This window comes from Rhodobacter sp. TJ_12 (assembly GCF_020023995.1).
In the GTDB taxonomy this organism is placed as follows: domain Bacteria; phylum Pseudomonadota; class Alphaproteobacteria; order Rhodobacterales; family Rhodobacteraceae; genus Rhodobacter.
This window is the reverse complement of sequence record NZ_NRRD01000016.1, coordinates 61480-81573: the sequence shown is the minus strand read 5'-3', so window position 1 is coordinate 81573 and position 20094 is coordinate 61480. Positions and strand designations below refer to the sequence as shown.

The following is a 20094-nucleotide window of genomic DNA, read 5'->3' as shown; positions in this document are numbered from 1 at the left end:
CCATCGCCGCCGCAGAGCCGACCTCTGCCTGACAGCCGCATTCCGCGCCCGAGATCGAGGCGTTGGTCTTGATAATACCCCCCACGGCAGCAGCGGTCAGCAAAAACTCTCCCACCCGGCTGGAGGTCGCGCCCGGCACATGATCCAACCAATAGCGGATCACCGCAGGCAAAACCCCCGCCGCGCCGTTGGTGGGGGCGGTCACGACCTGCCCACCGGCCGCGTTTTCCTCGTTCACCGCCATCGCATAGCATGAAATCCAGTCATTGATCGTATGCGGCGCGGCCAAGTTCATGCCACGCTCGGCCAAAAGCGCCTCGTGAATGGCCTTGGCACGCCGTTTCACCCGCAGCCCGCCAGGCAATTCGCCCTCGAACTCAAGCCCTCGGTTCAAGCAGTCATTCATCACCTGCCAGACCCGCGCAAGCCCGTCGGAAATCTCTTGTTCCGAGCGGAAGCGGCATTCATTACGCCATTTCATCTGTGCGATACTGAGCCCCGAGGCATGCGCCATGGTCAACATTTCCGAAGCAGATCGGAACGGGAAGGGCACCGGAGAAGGGGTGGACAACGCGCGATCATCCACCGCCGAATGTTCGGCCTCGGTCAGCACGAAACCACCACCGATGGAATAATAGGTCTCGCGCAAGATCACATCGCCTTGGGCGTCGCGCGCCTCGATCACCATGCCATTGGCATGGCCGGGCAGAGGCGCGCCATAATCAAAAATCAGATCATGCTCGGGGTCGAATTGCAGCGCGGTCAACCCTTCGGGCACCAGCACATGCGTCGCGCGGTTTTCGGCCAAGGCCGCTTCGGCAGCCTCGTGATCATAGCTTTCGGGCAAGAACCCGGCCAGCCCCAAGATCGTGGCGCGGTCGGTCGCATGCCCCTTGCCGGTGAAAGCCAAGGAGCCATGCAGATGCACCCGCAAGGCGTGCGGATGAAAGGGCGAATTGCGCAGCGCCTCCAAGAAGCGACCGCCCGCCACCATCGGCCCCATCGTATGGGACGAAGACGGCCCGACGCCGACCTTGAAAATATCGAAAACGCTCAAGAACATTGCGCACTCCCTTGGCCGCATGGTCCCGGTATGCTGCAACGCCGCGCCCCAAAACAAGCGCGCGAAAACGACATTTGCACATCCGCAAACGGTCCCCCCAAGAACGTGACCGCTGCGGGGCGTTGGGGCCATGGTAAAACGGTAAACCCGTTAAACCCTATTTCACCCTTCGCGGGCAAACTGCGCCAAAAGCATGGAGCAGTCATGCCAACATTCGGCGCTTGGCAACTTTCGGATATAACGGTCACCGGGCCGGACCCTTTTGGGTCCGATGCAACGGCCAATGCGGCATCCGTGGGCGCCACGACGTTGACCATCGATCCGGCGGCCACGCTGCGCTTTGTCACGCTGTCCGATGATGACCCGATCTTTGAGGATGCCGACGGCGATCAGGAACTGGTGGCACCGATGGTGTTTGACGGGGTCAGCTACGGGTCTGGCGCCGCAGGCGAGGTGGAAACCGAATATTCTTATGTCGTGCGCCCGGTCGGCTCCAGTGACCCGGCGGACAATATCACCATCTATGTGCTGGAATTTGAGGGGCATGTGCATGGCATCGCCTCGTCCGAGCGGCTTTTGGCGGGGCAAAGCTACGAGATCGTCGCCATTCAATCGGATGATCCCGCCGTGGCCTATAGCGCCATGGCGGTCTGTTTCGCCGCTGGCACGCTGATTGCCACAAGGCGCGGGCCGAAACCGGTGGAAACGCTGCAACCGGGCGACAAGCTGCAAACCTCTGACAATGGCTATCGCCCGGTCGATTGGATCGGACGCTGGCGGGTGAACGGGCGCGGCCCCTCGGCCCCGGTGCGGATTGCAACGGGGGTTTTGGGCAATGACCGCCCGCTGTTCCTGTCGGGCCAGCATCGGGTGTTGTTGCGCCCCACCACCGGCCCGCTGGCGGGCGAAGAGGTGCTGGTGGCCGCGAAGTCGCTGGTCGGACTTCCCGGTATTGTGCGCCTGCCCTGCCCGCGCATCGAATGGGTGCATATCATGCTGCCCGCGCATGAGGTGATCTTTGCCGAGAACACCCGTGCCGAAAGCCTGCTTTTGGGCCCGCAGGCGCTGTTGATGATGGAGCCCACACAGGCACAGGACCTGCGCCGCGCGCTTGGGCAAGAACCGCTGCTTGGCCTGCCCGCGCGCCCAATCGTGCCGCCCAACAAAGTGGGTCGGATGATCTTGCAGCATCGCGCAGGACGTAACCCGGCGCAAGCGGCGGGGCTGCGGCTGGATGCTTTGGGCGGCTGACGCTGCGGCATCAGGCACAAGAGCGGCGTTCAATTAATCCTCGCACGGGGACACACGCTTGGGTATAACGCGCAGGTCACCATTTGCGCGCGTTCTGACCAAGGAGTTGCCGATGCCCGCCGAGCTTTCCCCGATCGACAAGGCGAAATTCGCCGCCGCGCGCCGAGCCGTCGACTTTGTCGAAGACGGGATGAAAGTGGGCCTTGGCACCGGCTCGACCGCGGCTTGGATGGTGCGCTGTCTGGGCGAATTGGTGCGCGAAGAAGGGCTGCGGATCACCGGCGTGCCGACCTCAAGCCGCACCGCGGATCTGGCACGGCAGGTGGGCATTCCGGTCGTCGGGCTGGATGAAGCGAAATGGCTGGATCTGACGATCGACGGGGCCGATGAATTCGACGCCGAACTGAACCTGATCAAGGGCGGCGGCGGCGCGCTGTTGCAAGAAAAGATCGTCGCCACGGCCTCGGACCGGATGATCGTGATTTCGGATGCGTCGAAAGAGGTTGTGAACCTTGGCGCCTTCCCGCTGCCGGTGGAGGTGGTGCCCTTTGGTTGGCAAACCACCCGCGCCTTGATCGAAGAAATGCTGATCTCGGTCGAGGTCTTGGGGCGGCAAACGACGCTGCGGCTGAATGGATCGCAGCCCTATATCACGGACGAGGGCAACCACATCGTGGATTTGCATCTCAACCGGATCGCCAACCCGCGCCAATTGGCAACCGCGCTCAATCAGATCCCGGGCGTGGTCGAAAACGGCCTGTTCATCGACATCTGTGACATGGTGATCATTGGCGGGGCCGATGGCGCGGTGGAGTTGCGCGACATCAACGCGGGCTCGGTGACACAAGAACGCATCGACTTCGCTGAAGATGCCAATATCTTTGCCGATCTGGACTGACGGACCTTGACGGAGACGAGGCGCCCATGACCCCGCAAGCCGACCATCGCCCCGACCTTATCGTGCATGGACGTGCCCTGATGCCTCATATTTGGGGCGCGGGGATCATTTTGATTGGTCTTTTGCAGGCGATTTCGCCCGCGATGGGGCTGATCGAAATGCTGCGCGGTGGCGGTGAAGACGGGATGATCTGGCATTCGGTCTCGGGCCTTGTGGGCGCCGTTTTGTGTTTCTTTCTGGCATGGGTTTTGTGGTCGGTGCCGCGCCCCGCGCTGGTGTTTCGCCATGATCGGCTGGAGGTGGCGCGGTTTTGGGGCAAATATGCCTCGGTCAGCTACGCCGAATTGCACGACAAGGACGAAGACCCCGCCAAGGCGGGCGGCAAGGCCGCTGTCCGGCTACGCCAATTGTCGATCCCCGGCTGGATGCTGACCAAGGAAGAAAATGCCGCTTGGCGCGCCGAACTGGCCGCGCGGGTGCCCACGCTGTCGAACCTTGGCCAATAACCCCCAACCAAGCCGCCCGACAGTAACCCTTCTGCCTGTTGGTGCGGCCCTTGCCTTGCCCTGACGGGTGCGCAAGGCTAAGTCCTTCATGCGGCACAGGCATGCGCAGGGAAAGGACCACAAATGAGCTTCGACTTCGACCTTTTCGTGATCGGCGGCGGCTCGGGCGGCGTGCGCGCAGCGCGGATCGCGGCGGGCCATGGCGCGAAAGTTGCGCTGGCCGAAGAAGACCGGATGGGCGGCACCTGCGTCATTCGTGGCTGCGTGCCGAAAAAGCTGATGGTGTTCGCCTCTTCCATGCCTTCGGCGGTCGAAGAAGCCCAAGCTTACGGTTGGAGCGCCGAAATCGGCACCTTCGACTGGCTGGCCTTCCGCACCAAGCTGCATGCCGAACTGGACCGGCTGGAACGGATTTACCGCGCGGGCCAAGATAATGCCGGGGTGCAAGTGCACACCCAACGCGCCACGATTGCGGGCCCGCATGAGGTGCAACTGGCCGATGGCACGCTGATTTCGGCCAAGCATATTTTGGTTGCCGTGGGCGGACGCCCCTTCGTGCCGCATTTCGACGGGTGTGAGCATGTGCTGACCTCGAACGATCTGTTCCACCTCGATGCGCTGCCCAAACGGCTATTGATCGTGGGGGGCGGCTATATCGCCTCTGAATTTGCCTGTGTCTTCCAAGGCTTGGGGTCCCAGGTCGCACAATGGAACCGCTCGCCGCTTTTGCGCAGCTTTGACACCGAATGCCGCGATCTGATTGTGGAGCGGATGTGCGCGCGCGGCATCGATGTGCATGAAAACGTGATCATCGACCGGGTGACGAAAACCGAGACCGGCTTTACCGCCCATGCGGGCGACGGGCGCACACAGGAATTCGATGCTGTGGTCTATGCCACGGGGCGCGTGCCAAACACCGAAGGCCTAGGCATTGAAAACGCGGGCGTGAAACAGGCACAGAATGGCGCGATCGTGGTCGATGAGTGGTCGCAAACCAATGTCCCCTCGATCTATGCGGTGGGCGATGTGACCGACCGGGTGAACCTGACCCCGGTGGCGATCCGCGAAGGCCATGCCTTTGCCGATACCGTCTTTGGGGCCAGCCCGCGCACCATCGACCATGATCTGATCGCCTCGGCGGTCTTTACGCGCCCCGAATTCGGCACCTGCGGGCTGAGCGAGGAAGAAGCACGCAAGCACGGCCCGATCGAGGTGTATGTTTCGGCCTTCAAGCCGATGCGCTCCGCCTTCGCCGGAGGCGAAGAGCGGGTTTTGATGAAACTTGTGGTCTGCAAGGACACCCAGCGCGTTCTGGGCTGCCATATCGTTGCGCCCGAAGCGGGCGAAATGATCCAACTGGCCGCAATTGCCATGAAAATGGGGGCCACGAAGGCGCAATTCGACGAAACCTGCGCCGTGCATCCGACCATGGCAGAGGAGTTGGTGACGATGCGCGCGCCGGTGCGCCATCAATAACCGCGTCAAACATGACGAAAACGCTTGAAATTCAGGACGTGATCCCCACTTCGGGGCAGAGAGATCAAAGGTGAGGAAACAATGACCAACGGAGGACCTTGGGGGTCTGGAGGCGGCGGCGATGACCGCGAACCGCCGCGTCGCCCCGGCCCGCGTCGCCCGCAAGACAGCAACAATGCGATCCCCGAGATCGACGAGCTGATGAAGAAAGGCTCGGAACAACTGCGCGTGCTGATGGGCGGGCGGTCTGGCAATGGCGGCCGTTCTGGCGGCGGCGGGGGCGGTGGCGCTGGTCCGGCCTTCACGCTGGGCACGCTGGGTCTGGGCGCGCTGGCGCTTGTCGCCGTTTGGGCGTGGAGCTCTTTCTACACCGTGCAGCAAAACGAACGCTCGGTCGAACTGATGTTCGGCAAATACAATGCCACCGGCAATCCGGGTCTGAACTTTGCGCCGTGGCCCGTGGTCACCGCCGAGGTGATCCCGGTTACGGACGAGCGCACCACCGAAATCGGCACCGGGCGCGGCGGCGATATGGATTCGGGGCTGATGCTGACGGGCGACCAGAACATCGTCGATGTGAACTATCAGATCGTCTGGAACGTGTCGGACCCGCAAAAATTCCTGTTCAACCTTGCCGATCCGGAAGACACGATCCGCGCCGTGTCGGAATCGGCAATGCGCGACATCATCGCGCGTTCTGAACTGGCACCGATCCTGAACCGTGACCGTGGCGTGATTGCCGCCGATCTGCGGACTGCCGTGCAAGGCACGCTGGACAGCTATGAGGCGGGTATCAACATCGTGCGGGTGAACTTCAACCGCGCCGACCCGCCGCGCGAAGTGATCGACAGCTTCCGTGACGTGCAGGCCGCGCAGCAAGAGCGCGACAAGCTGGAAAAACAAGCCGACGCCTATGCCAACAAAGTCACGGCCGAGGCGCGCGGGGCCGCGGCGCAAATCCAACAGGAAGCCGAGGCCTATCGCGCCCAGGTGGTGAACGATGCGCAAGGTCAGGCGGCGCGCTTCCTCTCGGTTTATGAAGAATACCGCAAAGCGCCCGAGGTGACGAAACGCCGGATGTTCTATGAAACCATGAGCCAAACCCTTGGCGGCGTGAACAAGGTGGTGATCGACGGCGAGGCAGGCACCGTGCCCTATCTGCCGCTTGACCGTCTGCGCCCGCAAGGCATGGCCAGCACCACGACCAGCGGGGGGACGAACTGATGCGCGCGCAACTTCTTATTCCCGTCGGCGTGATCGCGGTCGGTGTCGCGCTGTCGTCGATTTATAAGGTCGATGAACGCGAAAAGGCGCTGGTGGTGCAATTCGGGGAAGTCGTGTCTTCGCGCACCGAACCGGGCATCGGCTTCAAGATCCCGATCATGCAAAATGTCGTCAAATATGACGACCGGATCTTGGCGCTGTCGACCCAGCCGCTCGAGGTGACGCCGCTTGATGATCGCCGCCTTGTGGTGGACGCGTTCGCGCGCTGGCGTATCGTTGATGCGGTGCGGTTCCGCGAAGCGGTAGGCGCCGGCGGCGAGAGCTTTGCCAAGAACCGCCTTGACGGCATCTTGAACAATGCGATCCGCGAAGTGATGGGGTCAGTGCCCTCGACGGCGGTGCTGTCGGATGACCGGACCGCGCTGATGAACCAGATCCGTGACATCGCCCGGCGCGAGGCCAATGCGCTTGGTATTGACGTGATCGACGTGCGGCTGACCCGCACCGACCTGCCGGACCAAAACTTGCAATCCACCTATGAACGGATGCGGGCTGAACGGCAGCGCGAGGCGGCGGATGAACGCGCCCGTGGTGGCGAGGCGGCGCAGCGCGTGCGGGCTGCTGCGGATCGTCAGGTGGTCGAGCTGACCTCCGAGGCGCGCAAGCAAGCCGAGATCGTGCGCGGTCAGGCGGATGCGGAACGCAACGCAATTTATGCCGAGGCCTATGGCCAAGACGAAAGCTTCTTCACCTTCACCCGGGCGCTGCAATTCTATGCCGACAGCTTGCAGCCCGGCTCGTCGTCGCTCGTGACCGAGCCCGACAGCCTGTACTTCGACTATGATCGGTTCGTGAAATCGCTCGAGCCGGAGACGGCCGACAACTGATGGCGGCGTTTTTCACCGCTTTGGGCCTTGTGCTCGTGATCGAGGGGCTGGCGCTTGCGCTGGCCCCTTCGCGTATGGAGGAACTGGTGGCGTTTTTGGCCAGCCTGCGCCCCGAAACCCGCCGCCGGATCGGCCTTGGCGCGGTTGCGGCGGGGGTTGGGATCGTGGCTTTGGTGCGCGCCTTTAGTTAAATTGGGACAACCCGCGCCGTTTCACAGCGAATTTACGCATTGCGACGGGCTTTCATTTGAACCCGGCGCCGCTTAGGCTTTTTATCGACGCGACGCCGGCGCGCCCGGCCAGGACCTACGGGAGAGAACCAGCATGATCACCACCGCCCCCCTTCGGATGCCGCAAATGACCGCCGCGCCGCGCCTTGCGAAATCGCTGCTTGGGGCCGCGCTTGTCTCCACGGCGCTTGTTCTGGCGCCGGTGCCGCCCGCGCAGGCCTTTGCCACGCCCGAAAGTTTCGCCGATCTGGTCGAACAGGTCAAACCCGCCGTGGTGATGATCACCACCTCGACCGTTGTGACCGAACCCGCCCGCGGTATGCCGGGTTTCCCGCCGGGCTCCCCCTTTGAAGATTTCTTCCGCGAATTCGGCATGCCGAACATGCCTGGCAACAATGGCCCGGCGCGGCCGCGTCGGTCGGATGCGCTGGGGTCGGGCTTTGTGATCTCGGAAGATGGCTATATCGTCACGAACAACCACGTTATTGAAAATGCGGATGAAATCTCGATCGAGTTTTCTGGCGGGCAAAAGCTGGATGCCACGCTGGTCGGCACCGATCCGAAAACCGATATCGCGCTGCTGAAAGTGGACAGCGACAAGCCGCTGCCCTTTGTCGCCTTTGGCGATAGCGACACGATGCGCGAAGGCGATTGGGTGATGGCGATGGGCAACCCGCTGGGGCAGGGCTTCTCGGCCTCGGTAGGGATCGTTTCAGCCCGCAACCGCGAGCTTTCGGGCACCTATGACGATTACATTCAGACCGATGCCGCGATCAACCGGGGCAATTCGGGCGGACCTTTGTTCAATACCAGCGGCAAGGTGATCGGGGTCAATACGGCGATCATGTCGCCCAATGGCGGCTCGATCGGGATCGGCTTTTCGATGGCCTCGAATGTGGTGTCGAAAGTGGTCGGCCAGCTCAAGGAATTCGGGGCCACCCGGCGCGGTTGGCTGGGCGTAAAGATCCAAGACCTGACGCCTGACATGGCCGAAGCGATGCAGCTTTCCAAGCCCGAAGGCGTGATGGTGTCGGATGTGCCCGAAGGCCCGGCGAAAGACGCGGGGATGGAACCGGGCGATGTGATCGTGGCCTTTGACGGCAATCCGGTGAAGGACAGCAAGGATCTGGTGCGCCGCGTGGCCGATGCCCCGGTGGGCGAAGCGGTCCGCGTGGTGGTGATGCGTGCCGGCAAGGAGCAAACCCTTCTGGTCACGCTGGGCCAGCGCGAACTGGTCGAAGGGGCCGGGGCGGGCATGGGCGCGAAAACCGCCCCCGAAAGCGCCAATGGCGAGGTTCTGGGCATGGCGCTAAGCCCGCTGTCGGATGCGCTGCGTGCCGAGTTGAACCTGCCGGGAGACACGCGCGGCCTTGTCGTCACCGATATCGACGAAACGGGCGAGGCCTTTGATAAGGGGCTGCGTAAAGGCGATGTGATCGTGGAAGCCGGGCAGCAGCCGGTGCTGAGCGTGTCGGACCTGCAGGCCCGGGTGATGGAAGCGAAAGAGGGCGGACGGAAATCCGTGCTGCTTTTGATCCGCCGGGGCGGCGAGCCGCGCTTTGTTGCGGTGCCGGTGAATTAAGCCCCTTCCCCGCATGTGCAAAAGGCCCCCGCTTGGGGGCCTTTTTCGTTCACCTATCAAAAACGGCCTGCGGGATGTTCCTCAAAGTCGAAGGGCAGACGCCGCAGCGGGGCTATCGGCCCCTTTCGCGACGGCATGGCGGCACGCTTAATCCCACAGGCTTTCGACTTCGAACCGGGTTAGGCGCGGATGGGCCAGCGGGCCGAAATCCGCCAGCGTGTCAAGCTGGGGAAATTGCGCCTCAAACAGCGACAGCATACGCGGGTCGATCATCCGCTCCACCCCCTCGCCGGGGTGAAAGGCTTCGACCTCCAGCCCCCCGACCTTCAGCGAACCATGCCGTTCCAAGACCACATGGAAGACCGTGACCGGGGTCGCCGGGGTCAGTTCGATCACGCTGACCCCATCGATAAAGGCCCGGGCGGGGGCATAGGCGGCCTCTAGCCCCGCCACCCGGCGCAGCCGAGAATGGCGTAGGCACAGCCGGGCGCGCGGCCCCAAAACCACATCCTGCATCGGGCGCCCCGCGCCCAAGGCCTCGGCGGTGACGCGGGTTAGGGTGACCTTTTCGCCGCCATCGCCAGCGCGCGGGGAATCCCCTTCGGGGTAGATCACCATGGACCCGATCCAGGTGATTGTCTCGACCCGCCCTTCAGCGGTCAGCGCGCGCATCCCGGGCACCAAATCCTCGACCGCGACCGGCCCCTCTTCGGTGGCAATCACCGCCCCACGCGCCAAAGCCGAAAAGGCTTCTTCGAAAAGCGGGGTTGCGGGGGCGATCCGGGTGTTGTCTTGGATTTGCCCGCAGGCATCAAGCCAAGCGGCCTCATAGCGGCGGGTCAGCGGCATGGCGCGCAGGGCCTTGCCCGCCGCAGGCACGACGGGGGGGATATCGCGCGGCACGCCTGCCGGCAAAAGAGATTCGGAACGCGGCACGGGCGCAGATTGCCCGACACCGACCCGGTGGGAATACGACATGGCACAGCCTTTCGGTCTGGTCACATCTGCGCGGCCCCCACCGGTTGCAGAGAGACAGCCGGAAGATGCGCCCTTCCTTGGCGCGCGTCAAATTTCGTGAAGAATTGATAAAGGCTGGGGGCCCAATCCCGCAGGACGGGCCCGGACTGTGGCGGTTGCGCGCAACAGTGCCCAGATTTCGCCGCAATTGATGCGAATCGCGCAAGCCCCCCGCGCACCGCGGCCGGGGGTGGCAGCCCCCGGCCCGCACAAAGACCATGCCCTTGTAGGCGCGGCCCATGCGCCCCACGAAACCGAGGCACGAAAAATCGAGCGGGTCGCCTTAGCGGGCGGCCTTGGACGAGCGCGGCGCCGCGCCAGCATGACAGGCGCGCGCGCGGATGGCCGCCGGTGCGGCCCGGCGCGCCAACATCTGGGCGCGGCGTCCCCCCCGCCCCCAAGGCATCGCGATGTCACACTTCGCACTGCCTTCAAGGGCGGCACGCATCCAGCGGCGATTGGTCTGCGGGGTCATTCTCTGCTCTCCTGCCTTCGGTCTTTTCGGGGCTTGTGGCCGTTGGTTAAGATATCCTTTCCCAATGCGGCGAGGTTTTGACGGTTGCGCAAAAAACCGGCGGGGCGAACGGTGAAAAATATGGCACCGCGCCTGCCGCCCAGATTCGCAAAACAAGGGCTGCGCGGCGGTTCTACGCGCGGGACGCCATAAGTGTGGCAAGGCTGGGGAAAAAAGCTCCACAATCACGCCTGATTGCAGAGCGGACCTGAGTCGGCTTTGGCAAAACGCGGCGCCGCTTACAGCCGGATCGCCGAGATCAGGCGGCCGTAATCGGCTTCACCGGCATGGGTGGTGCGCCGAAAGGAATAAAACCGCTCCGGATCCGCATAGGTGCAATGGCCGGTCCATTCCGCAGCACCCACCCCTGCCGCGCGCAGCCGCGCAAGGCTGTAGCCCGGCAGATCGAACATCGGCTTGCCATTCGGCCCGCCCGCGAAGAACCGCCCATTCGCGCTGTCTTCGACCAGAAAATTCTCCATGAAGTCATGGCCGACCTCATAGGCGCGCTGCGAAATGCACGGGCCGATCACCGCGGTGATATTCGCGCGCGTCGCCCCCAACCGCTCCATCGCCGCCAAGGTGTTTTCCAAGATACCGTCGATACTGCCGCGCCAGCCCGCGTGAGTAGCGCCGATCACCCCAGCCGTGCGATCGGCAAAGAGCACGGGCTGGCAATCGGCGGTTAGCACGGTCAACAACAGCCCCGGCGTGGCGGTCACCACGCCATCGGCCTCGATCTTCTGGGCGGGTGGGGCCTCCAATGCGACCACATCGGCGGAATGCACCTGCCACACGCCCACCATCGCCGCAGGGGCCACCCCCATCGCATCGGCCACACGGGTGCGGTTCAGCGCCACCGCCTCTGTCTGGTCGCTGGAGCCATGGCCGCAATTGAGCCCGGCAAACACGCCCGAAGACGCGCCCCCTTTGCGGGTAAAGAACCCGTGGGTCAGGCCGGACAGCGCCGGCGCAGTCAGGATTTCGAGCGTGGTGGGCATGGCAAGAGCTCAGTCAGCGTCGAAGCCCGGCGGCAGCGGGGCGGTTGCGGGATAAACGGCAAGGCTTTGGAACACCTGACCCATTTCTTCGGGATGGGTCAAGCGCCGATGCGCAGCAATATGGGCCTGCAACGCCGTGCCGTCCAGTCTGCGCGCCAGCGCCTCAGCCCGCGCGGTGATGCCCAGCCGCTCCAACAGCACGCCCTGCGCGGTCATGGCAGAGGCTTGCGCCCCCGCCGCGCGCGCGGCTTGTGCCAACGGTTCGAAATCTACATGCGCGGTTAGATCGGCCTCGCCGGGCGCGGCCAGCGGATCGCAAGGCTGGTGATCTTTGACCGCCTGAAACGTATCGCCCAAGCTGCGCCAATGCCCGTAATCGACAATCAGCGCCACCCCGCCTTGCGCGGCAATACGGGCAGCGATTTCCGTCATGATCGGCGCGGCTGTGGGGCAGGTTTCGACCACATCGCCATCGCGCGTGTCGCCATGCCGGTGCTGCAACGCCTCAAGCGGCGCGGGCGGGGCAAGGCCGAAGCTCAGCCGCCCCTCTTTCAGCCCCACCTGCCGCTCGGCCCAGGCCGGGCCCTGCCGGATGAATTGCCGGATCGGCAGCGCATCAAAGAATTCATTGGCCAAAAGAAACAAGGGCGCCCGAGGCAAGGTGGCGACGCTTTCGTGCCATGTGACCGCGCGCGGGGCGAGCGTGGCGCGCTGCCGCTCGCGCAAAGTGGCAGAGGTTTCAACCAGATGCACCTCGGCCGCCTCGGCCATGCCCGGCACAGCGCGGATCGCGCGCAAGACATCGGCCATCAGCGTGCCGCGCCCAGGGCCGCATTCGGCCAGCACAAAAGGCGCAGGCTGCCCTTGATCCAACCAGACTTGCGCCAAGCACAGCCCCAGCATCTCGCCAAACATTTGGCTGATTTCCGGCGCGGTGATGAAATCGCCGCCACGGCCAAAAGGGTCGCGCGTGGCGTAATAGCCATGATCGGGGTGCATCAGGCATTCGGCCATATAGGTGTCGATCCCAATCGGGCCGCCCGCCGCGATGCGGCGCGCCAATGCCGCGGCTAAGGGGGTCATGCCGCCCCCCGCAGCCGCGCACGGATCACGAACACCAGCCCGATCAGCACCATCGGCATCGACAGGATTTGCCCCATCGTCAGACCGAAATCGCCCCATTGCAGCGCATAGCCGATCGGGTTGGTGGGCGAGGTGAATTGCGCATCGGGTTGGCGAAACAGCTCGACAAAGGCGCGCGCAAGCCCATAGCCCATCAAGAAGACCCCCATGACAAGCCCGGGCCGTTTCAACGCACCGCGTGCCGTCAGCACCCACAGCACCGCCCCCAGCAAAAGCCCCTCAAGTCCCGCCTCATACAGCTGGGACGGGTGGCGGGCACAGGCCCCATCCACCTGCCCCGCCCAGCCATAACAGCTTTGCGCCGCTGCGCCCGGAAAGATCACGCCCAAAGGCGCATCGGTCGGGCGCCCCCAAAGCTCGGGCTTGATGAAATTGGCCACCCGCCCGAAGAAAAGCCCGATTGGCGCGACCAGCGCAAAGGCGTCCCCGACCGGCAGCATTGGGTAGCCATGGCGGCGGCAGAACCAAAGCCCCGCCACCACAACACCCAAAAAGCCGCCGTGAAAGGCCATGCCGCCCTCCCACACGCGGAAAATAGCCAAAGGATCAGAAAGATAGCTGGACAGATCGTAAAACAGCACATAGCCCAGCCGCCCGCCCAAGATCACGCCCAAGATCACCGCGGTCAGCAGATCCTCGACCCGCTCGGGCGGCATCGGCGCGCGACCTCCCCACAGCTTTGGCCGCTTCATCAGCGCCACCACGATCCGCCAGCCCGCCAACAGCCCGGCAATATAGGCCAGCGCATACCAGCGGATCGGCAGATCGACGCCCGGAATCACGAAAGCATTGGGGGAAATCTCGGGAAAGGGGATCGCCATCGGGTCCTCGCATCTATGGCCGTGCCGCCAAAAGGCCCGCGCCTTGCGGCGAAGTCAACCTTGTCTCGGCGGGCCCGGCAGACCATATAGGGGGCAAATCGGGCCAGTCCCGGGGTGCAGAAGGGAAACGTGATGGAAGCTCCGAACAAGATCTTCGACGAAATGTCGAAACTGATGACCAATGCGATGGGCGTGGCGCAAGGTGCCAAGACCGAGGCGGAAACGGCGATGAAAAGCTGGATGGACCGCTGGCTGGCCGAGCGCGATTTCGTCACCCGCGAAGAATTCGATGCGGTCAAAGCGATGGCCACCAAAGCGCGCGAAGAAAACGAAGCGCTGAAAGCCCGCCTCGCCGCGCTGGAAGCGAAATAAGACGGGCGCGCGCCGCTGTCCGGGCGGCGCTTGCGGCATTATGCGATCAAAGCGCCTCTTGAGATGTTCGAGAGGCGTTTTTTATGTCGCAAACCATGCCCCTTAGATTTTGTTGCAAATATCCCGGGGGTGAATTTGCCCGAAAGGGCAAAGAGGGGGCAGCGCGCCCGGTGCGGCAAAACCAAGGCAAACCCCTTAGTCCAGTGGCACGTCTTGCACCAAGGCCCCGTCAGCGCGGTAGACCAAAACCCGCCCCGCATCGCTGACCACGACTGTGAAGCCCTTGCCAAAGGTCACCGTCTCGGCTTTCACGCCTTCGGGCAGGACAATCCGCGCGGGCAGGTCTGGCAGCACCGGCCCTTTGGGCAGCCGCGTGACAAGCAGCCCGATGATCGTTACAAGGCCGACGATCATCACCCCCGCCAGCGTGGTGGTCAGCAGTTTCAGAAACCTCACCTCGGGGGGCGGGGCCGGATCGGAAGGCATCATGTCGGACATCGCTTCGCAGCTCCTGCACATCGAAATCGGCGAAAACCCCGCCGACCGGCTTGATAAGGCATTGGCCGCGCTTGTGCCAGAAGAAGCCGCGCTGTCACGCTCGCGTCTGGCCAAGCTGATTGCGGAAGGATCCGTGACCCGCGATGGCACGCCGGTGACCGAGATCAAAGCCAAGGTTGCCCCCGGCGAGGTATATACGATCGCGCTGGACCCGCCCCGCGCGGTGGAAACCGTGGCGCAGGACATTCCGCTGACCGTGCTTTGGGAAGATGACGATCTGATCGTGATCGACAAACCTGCGGGCATGGTGGTGCATCCGGCGCCGGGCTCGGAAGATGGCACGCTGGTCAATGCGCTTTTGCACCATTTCGGCGGCAGTCTTTCTGGCATCGGCGGCGAGGCGCGCCCGGGCATCGTGCACCGAATCGACAAGGACACCTCTGGCCTTTTGGTGGTGGCAAAATCGGATCGCGCGCATCACGGGCTGGCCGCACAATTTGAAAAGCACAGCGTGCATCGGCACTATAGCGCGCTGGTGTACGGTGTGCCCTCTGCCGCCGATCCGCGCCTGCGCGGCATTCGCGGGGTCAGCTTCGAGGGCGGGAATATCCTCAAGATCACCTCGCAACTTGCCCGCCACCCAACGGACCGGCAGCGCCAAGCGGTGCTGTTTTCCGGCGGACGTCATGCGGTGACGCGCGCGCGGGTGGTCGAAGATTTTGCCGGTGTCGCGTCGCTGGTGGATTGCTGGCTGGAAACCGGGCGCACCCATCAAATCCGGGTGCATATGGCCCATGTGGGCCATGGGCTGGTGGGCGATCCGACCTATGGCGGCAAACGCAAACTGCCGGTACGGGTGATCGGCGACGCCGCCGCGCAGGCCGTGGCCAATTTCCCGCGTCAAGCGCTTCATGCTGCGACGCTGGGCTTTACCCATCCGGTCACCGGCGAAGAGCTCAGCTTCACCTCCCCCCTGCCCGCCGATTTCGAAACCCTGCAAACGGCTTTGCGCACCGCGGCCCACCCCGGCTAGGCTCACAGTTGCGTCAACCAAGCTTGCGATGCGTCGGAATCGGGTTCATGCTCCGTTCAGGGTCCTGTAAAGAAGGCCCCGCAGCCGCAAACCCTTGAAAGGCGGGCCGTCTCGCCCCATTTATCGGGGCCGAAGGAGGAATGAGCGCGTATGAACACCTATGCCAACCTGCCAGCCCCCAGCCCCGAACAAGGGTTGAACCGCTATTTGCAGGAAATCCGGAAGTTCCCGCTTCTGGAACCGGAAGAGGAATACATGCTCGCCAAAGCCTGGGTCGACCATCAGGATTCGGCCTCGGCGCATAAGCTGGTCACCTCACATTTGCGGCTCGCCGCGAAAATCGCCATGGGCTATCGCGGCTACGGTCTGCCGCAGGCCGAGGTGATTTCAGAAGCCAATGTGGGCTTGATGCAGGCGGTGAAACGCTTTGACCCCGAACGCGGCTTCCGGCTGGCCACCTATGCGATGTGGTGGATTCGCGCCGCGATTCAGGAATATATCCTGCGTTCGTGGAGCTTGGTGAAACTGGGCACCACCTCGGCGCAAAAGAAACTGTTTTTCAATCTGCGCAAGGCGAAATCCAAGATCGGAGCGCTCGAAGATGGCGATCTGCGCCCCGATGCCGTGGCCCAAATCGCCAAGGATCTGAACGTCACCGAAGACGATGTGGTGGAGATGAACCGCCGCTTGGCTGGCTCGGATGCGTCGCTCAATGCGCAGATCGGTTCGTCTGATGGCGAAAGCGCCACGCAATGGCAAGATTGGCTGGAAGATGAAACCGCCGATCAAGCCGAAGCCTATGCCGAGGCCGATGAGCTGGAGGCACGGCGCGCCATGCTGGTCGCGGCAATGGATGTGCTGAACGAACGCGAACGCGACATCTTGATGGCGCGGCGGTTACGCGATGATCCGGTCACGCTGGAAGAGCTGTCGGGGCAATATGAAGTGAGCCGCGAACGGATCCGCCAGATCGAGGTGCGCGCCTTCGAAAAGCTGCAAAACCGGATGAAGGCGCTGGCCAAGGAAAAAGGCATGCCGCTGCCCGGCTGACCCATTGCCCTTGCCGCATCCCCCACCCCGGCCTAGCTTGCGCAAGACGCAAGACAGGAGGGCACTATGGAGCCGATGAACTGGGGCATTTTGGGTGCGGCGAATTTCGCAGCCGAACATATGGGGCCCGCGATCCATGCCGCCAAAGGGGCGCGCCTTGCGGCGCTGGCCACCACTTCGCCCGACAAAGCCGCGCGCTTTGCCGCCTTTGCCCCCGATCTAACCGTGCATTCCAGCTACGATGCATTGTTGGCCGATCCGACGATTGAGGCCGTCTACATCCCGTTGCCCAACACGCTGCATGTCGAATGGGGGCTGAAAGCGCTGGCGGCGGGCAAACATGTGTTGATCGAAAAGCCGCTTGCCATGTCGGCCGCCCAGATCGAACCGCTGATTGCCGCGCGTGACGCGGCCGGCAAGTTTGCCACCGAAGCCTATATGATCGTGCATCATCCGCAGTGGCATCTGGTGCGCGACTGGCTCGATACCGGGCGCATCGGGCGGCTTAAACATGCCGATGTCGCCTTTACCTTCGACAATCCCGATCCGAACAATATCCGCAACCGCGCCGATGTGGGCGGCGGGTCGATCCCCGACATCGGCGTTTATGCCTATTCCTCGGTCCGGTTCGCGGCGCGGGCAGAGCCGGTGGAAATGAGCGCGCTGATCAAGCGGGAAAACGGGGTCGACACCTATACTCAAGTGCGCGGCGAGATGGCGGGACCGGGCGGGGCCTTCAGCTACGCGGCGCTGACCTCTACCCGGTTGTTCCCGCGCCAAGAGGTGACCTTTCAGGGCGAAACCGGGCGCATCACCCTGACCGCGCCCTTCAACGCCAATGTCTTTGGCGAGGCGCAGGTGCATCTGCACACCAAGGCCGGCACCGAAACTCACCGCTTCCCCGGGGTGAACCAATATGTGCTTCAGGTAGAGGCCTTTGTTGCCCATATCCGCACCGGCGCGCCCTACCCATGGACGCTGGAAGACGCGCAAAGGGGGCAAGCGATGATCGACATGGTCCGCGCGGGCGAGGTGTAAGCCCAAACAGCAAAGGGCCCTGCTGCATGGGCCCTTCGACTTTGTACAAATATCCCGGGGCGAATTTGCCCCTCAGGGCAAAGAGGGGCAGCGCCCCTGCGCCTCGACCTGCGCCGCCAAACGGCTGCGATCAGATGATCGGTGTGGCTCAGGCCAGTTTGGCAAGCCGCTCTTCCAGAACGTCAAAGGGCACGCCGGGCTGGTCTTTCGCACAGCGGATCACCAGCGATGTCTTGACGCTTGCCACATTCTCCGCCGCCGTCAACTGCCCGGTCAGGAAGTTCTGGAACGTGCTCAGGTCGGGCGCAGCGCATTTCAGCACGAAATCGATCTCGCCATTGAGCATGTGGCATTCGCGCACCAAGGGCCATTCCTGACACCGGCGCTCAAAAGCGCTTAGATCCGATTCGGCCTGACTGTGCAGCCGCACCATGGCAAAGACCTGCACCTCGAAGCCCAATTCGCGCGGGTTTACATCGGCATGGTAGCCGCGAATATAGCCCGCCTCTTCCAAGGTCCGCACCCGGCGCAGGCAGGGTGGTGCCGAAATACCCACGCGCTTGGCCAGTTCGACGTTGGTCATGCGCCCATCGGCCTGAAGCTCGGCCAGAATCTTCCGGTCGATCTCGTCGAGCTTGCTCGTGCCCATGTTTTCCCTCCTTGGTTGTGCGAACCTTATATATCGGCGCCTTGTTGCGCAATATTGTTTCGCCGCTCGCTGCGCAAGCGCAATCGCCACTTCCAGCTACCCGCTACGGACATGGCGCGTGCCCGGGGGCTTTTCGCCGCGCCCCGCGCCGCTTATATGGGCACGGACACAGCAAGGGAGCAGATCATGGGCGAGACGAAGCAGACGAAGGTGCTGATCATTGGCTCCGGCCCGGCGGGCTACACGGCAGCGGTTTATGCCTCGCGCGCGATGCTGAACCCGGTGCTGGTGCAGGGCATGCAGCCGGGCGGGCAGTTGACGATCACAACCGAGGTGGAAAACTGGCCCGGTCGGACCGAGGTGCAAGGCCCCGATCTGATGATGCAAATGGAAGAACATGCCCGCGCGATGGGGGCAGAGGTGGTGTCTGATCTGATCACCTCGCTTGATCTGGGCCAACGCCCCTTTGTCGCGCAAAGCGATTCGGGCACGCGCTATGAAGCCGATGCGGTGATCTTGGCCACCGGGGCACAGGCACGCTGGCTGGGCCTGCCTTCGGAAGAAAAGTTCCAAGGCTTTGGCGTCTCGGCCTGTGCCACGTGCGACGGATTCTTCTATCGCGGCAAGGAAGTGGTCGTGGTGGGCGGCGGCAATGCCGCCGTGGAAGAAGCGATGTTTCTGACCAATTTCGCCACCAAGGTCACCGTGATCCACCGCCGCGACAGCTTCCGCGCCGAAAAGATCCTGATCGAGCGGCTGATGAAGAACCCCAAAATCGAGGTGGTCTGGGACACCGTGGTGGAAGAGGTTCTGGGCACCGAGGCGCCCTTGGGCGTCACCGGCTGCCGGGTGAAAAACGTCAAGACCGGGGTGGAGAGCGAAATCCCCTGCGACGGGTTCTTTGTGGCGATTGGCCATGCCCCGGCCTCGGAACTGGTGAAAGACCAGCTGGAGCTGCATCACGGCGGCTACGTGAAGGTCGAACCGGGCACCACCCGCACTTCGATCCCCGGTGTGTTTGCCGCGGGCGACCTGACCGACCACGTCTATCGCCAAGCCGTGACTTCGGCGGGCATGGGCTGCATGGCCGCGCTGGATGCCGAACGCTGGCTGGGCGAGCAGGGCTAAACCAAAGAAATCCGGCGATCAAAGGCCGCCCTCGGGCGGCCTTTGTCATTGACCTGTCGGGTCGCGCGCGCAGAGTGAGCAAAACCGACAGGAGGCTTTGCATGCGCAGACGCGGCGTGAACCATATCGAACTCTCGGTGCGCGACTACGAGGCCTCGGTCGCCTTTTACGACGCGTTGTTCGGCTGGCTGGGCTACAGCAGTTTCTGGACGCTCGATGTCGGCTATCGCTCCACCTATTACATGGCAGGGCTGCCGTTCCCGCACAGCTATATCGGCCTGCAACCGGCGCAGTCGGGCGCAAAAATGGACTTCGCCGCGCGCCCGGTGGGGCTGCACCACCTTGCGCTTTGGGCCCGCTCGCGCGCCGAAGTGGACCGCTTTTATAATGACTTCCTGATACCGCGCGGGGTGGCGGTGAGCGATGCCCCCGCTGCCTATGACCTGTATGCCCCGGGCTATTACGCGGTATTTTTCGACGATCCAATCAACGGGTTTCACCTTGAATTGGCGTATATTCCCCGCATCGCGACACCTGCCGCCTATTGGCGCTGGTGGCGGGCGATGAAAAAAGAGGAGCGGCGCCATCCCGAATGGGGCGGCTCGGCGCTGTCGAAGGGTATCCGCAAACTGCCGGGGCGCGGCTGACACGCGGCCCCGCAGCCAAAGGACAAAAAAAACGCCCTCCCGATGGTGGGAGGGCGTTTTTTCGAT

General features: G+C 63.4%; 21 protein-coding genes. 14 read left to right on the top strand and 7 right to left on the bottom strand.

Features of this window, described 5'->3' with window-relative positions; all coding sequences use genetic code 11:
• Positions 1-1063, bottom strand: a 1063-nt coding sequence (locus CKO11_RS12320) for an L-serine ammonia-lyase (protein WP_223639182.1), incomplete at its 3' end; no start/stop codon positions are given.
• A gap of 204 nt (positions 1064-1267) precedes the next feature.
• Between CKO11_RS12320 and CKO11_RS12315 the strand changes: the two genes are divergently transcribed.
• The 8 genes from CKO11_RS12315 (at position 1268) to CKO11_RS12280 (ending at position 9117) form a co-directional block, all read left to right on the top strand.
• The gene (locus CKO11_RS12315; RefSeq protein WP_223639180.1) at positions 1268-2314 is read left to right on the top strand and encodes a Hint domain-containing protein; all 1047 of its coding nucleotides are present in this window, start codon (positions 1268-1270) and stop codon (positions 2312-2314) included.
• A 112-nt stretch (positions 2315-2426) separates the two neighbouring features.
• A complete protein-coding gene (gene rpiA, locus CKO11_RS12310; RefSeq protein WP_223639177.1) occupies positions 2427-3212 on the top strand; it encodes a ribose-5-phosphate isomerase RpiA in 786 nt (261 codons plus the stop codon).
• Positions 3213-3238: 26 nt separating this feature from the next.
• Entirely contained in the window at positions 3239-3718 is a 480-nt protein-coding gene (locus CKO11_RS12305; protein WP_200344810.1) for a hypothetical protein, read from the top strand.
• Between the two features lie 123 nt (positions 3719-3841).
• Entirely contained in the window at positions 3842-5194 is a 1353-nt protein-coding gene (gene gorA, locus CKO11_RS12300; RefSeq protein ID WP_223639174.1) for a glutathione-disulfide reductase, read from the top strand.
• A gap of 81 nt (positions 5195-5275) precedes the next feature.
• Positions 5276-6418: an FtsH protease activity modulator HflK gene (gene hflK, locus CKO11_RS12295; protein WP_223639172.1), complete on the top strand. Its 1143-nt coding sequence runs from the start codon at positions 5276-5278 to the stop codon at positions 6416-6418.
• Positions 6415-7305, top strand: a complete 891-nt coding sequence (hflC, locus tag CKO11_RS12290; protein WP_223639188.1) for a protease modulator HflC — start codon at positions 6415-6417, stop codon at positions 7303-7305. Before hflK ends, hflC begins: the two co-directional genes overlap by 4 nt.
• A complete protein-coding gene (locus CKO11_RS12285) occupies positions 7305-7496 on the top strand; it encodes a DUF2065 domain-containing protein (protein WP_223639169.1) in 192 nt (63 codons plus the stop codon). Before hflC ends, CKO11_RS12285 begins: the two co-directional genes overlap by 1 nt.
• 133 nt (positions 7497-7629) lie before the next feature.
• Positions 7630-9117, top strand: coding sequence for a DegQ family serine endoprotease (locus tag CKO11_RS12280; protein ID WP_223639166.1), 1488 nt, complete (start codon positions 7630-7632; stop codon positions 9115-9117).
• Positions 9118-9264: 147 nt separating this feature from the next.
• Here CKO11_RS12280 and CKO11_RS12275 read toward each other — a convergent pair whose 3' ends face one another.
• From CKO11_RS12275 to lgt, 4 genes are all read right to left on the bottom strand, one after another.
• Entirely contained in the window at positions 9265-10095 is an 831-nt protein-coding gene (locus CKO11_RS12275; RefSeq protein WP_223639163.1) for a Hint domain-containing protein, read from the bottom strand.
• 792 nt (positions 10096-10887) lie between these two features.
• Complete coding sequence (gene pgeF, locus CKO11_RS12270; RefSeq protein WP_223639160.1) at positions 10888-11649, bottom strand: peptidoglycan editing factor PgeF; 762 nt, start codon at positions 11647-11649, stop codon at positions 10888-10890.
• 9 nt (positions 11650-11658) lie between these two features.
• Complete coding sequence (locus CKO11_RS12265; protein ID WP_223639157.1) at positions 11659-12732, bottom strand: class I SAM-dependent methyltransferase; 1074 nt, start codon at positions 12730-12732, stop codon at positions 11659-11661.
• Entirely contained in the window at positions 12729-13613 is an 885-nt protein-coding gene (gene lgt / locus CKO11_RS12260; RefSeq protein WP_223639155.1) for a prolipoprotein diacylglyceryl transferase, read from the bottom strand. Before lgt ends, CKO11_RS12265 begins: the two co-directional genes overlap by 4 nt.
• A 132-nt stretch (positions 13614-13745) precedes the next feature.
• Here lgt and CKO11_RS12255 point away from each other — a divergent pair, with 132 nt between their 5' ends.
• Positions 13746-13985, top strand: coding sequence for an accessory factor UbiK family protein (locus CKO11_RS12255; protein ID WP_223639152.1), 240 nt, complete (start codon positions 13746-13748; stop codon positions 13983-13985).
• Between the two features lie 195 nt (positions 13986-14180).
• Here the strand turns inward: CKO11_RS12255 and CKO11_RS12250 are convergent, their stop codons facing one another.
• Positions 14181-14483, bottom strand: a complete 303-nt coding sequence (locus CKO11_RS12250) for a DUF6476 family protein (protein ID WP_223639150.1) — start codon at positions 14481-14483, stop codon at positions 14181-14183.
• On the opposite strand from CKO11_RS12250, the gene CKO11_RS12245 reads away from it, so the two are divergent.
• From CKO11_RS12245 to CKO11_RS12235, 3 genes are all read left to right on the top strand, one after another.
• Positions 14473-15516 carry an RluA family pseudouridine synthase gene (locus CKO11_RS12245; RefSeq protein ID WP_223639148.1) on the top strand — a complete coding sequence of 348 codons (1044 nt, stop codon included), beginning with the start codon at positions 14473-14475 and terminating at the stop codon, positions 15514-15516. The two genes, CKO11_RS12250 and CKO11_RS12245, sit on opposite strands and share 11 nt — an antisense overlap.
• 150 nt (positions 15517-15666) lie before the next feature.
• Positions 15667-16566: an RNA polymerase sigma factor RpoH gene (gene rpoH, locus CKO11_RS12240; protein ID WP_223639146.1), complete on the top strand. Its 900-nt coding sequence runs from the start codon at positions 15667-15669 to the stop codon at positions 16564-16566.
• A 66-nt stretch (positions 16567-16632) separates the two neighbouring features.
• On the top strand, positions 16633-17604 hold the full coding sequence (locus CKO11_RS12235) for a Gfo/Idh/MocA family protein (protein WP_223639145.1): 972 nt from the start codon (positions 16633-16635) through the stop codon (positions 17602-17604).
• Between the two features lie 148 nt (positions 17605-17752).
• Here the strand turns inward: CKO11_RS12235 and CKO11_RS12230 are convergent, their stop codons facing one another.
• Positions 17753-18253 (bottom strand): Lrp/AsnC family transcriptional regulator, encoded by a 501-nt coding sequence (locus tag CKO11_RS12230; protein WP_223639143.1) that lies wholly within the window; start codon positions 18251-18253, stop codon positions 17753-17755.
• Between the two features lie 186 nt (positions 18254-18439).
• Between CKO11_RS12230 and trxB the strand changes: the two genes are divergently transcribed.
• Complete coding sequence (trxB, locus tag CKO11_RS12225) at positions 18440-19381, top strand: thioredoxin-disulfide reductase (RefSeq protein WP_223639141.1); 942 nt, start codon at positions 18440-18442, stop codon at positions 19379-19381.
• A 101-nt stretch (positions 19382-19482) separates the two neighbouring features.
• Complete coding sequence (locus tag CKO11_RS12220; RefSeq protein ID WP_223639138.1) at positions 19483-20028, top strand: VOC family protein; 546 nt, start codon at positions 19483-19485, stop codon at positions 20026-20028.
• Positions 20029-20094: the final 66 nt, after the last annotated feature.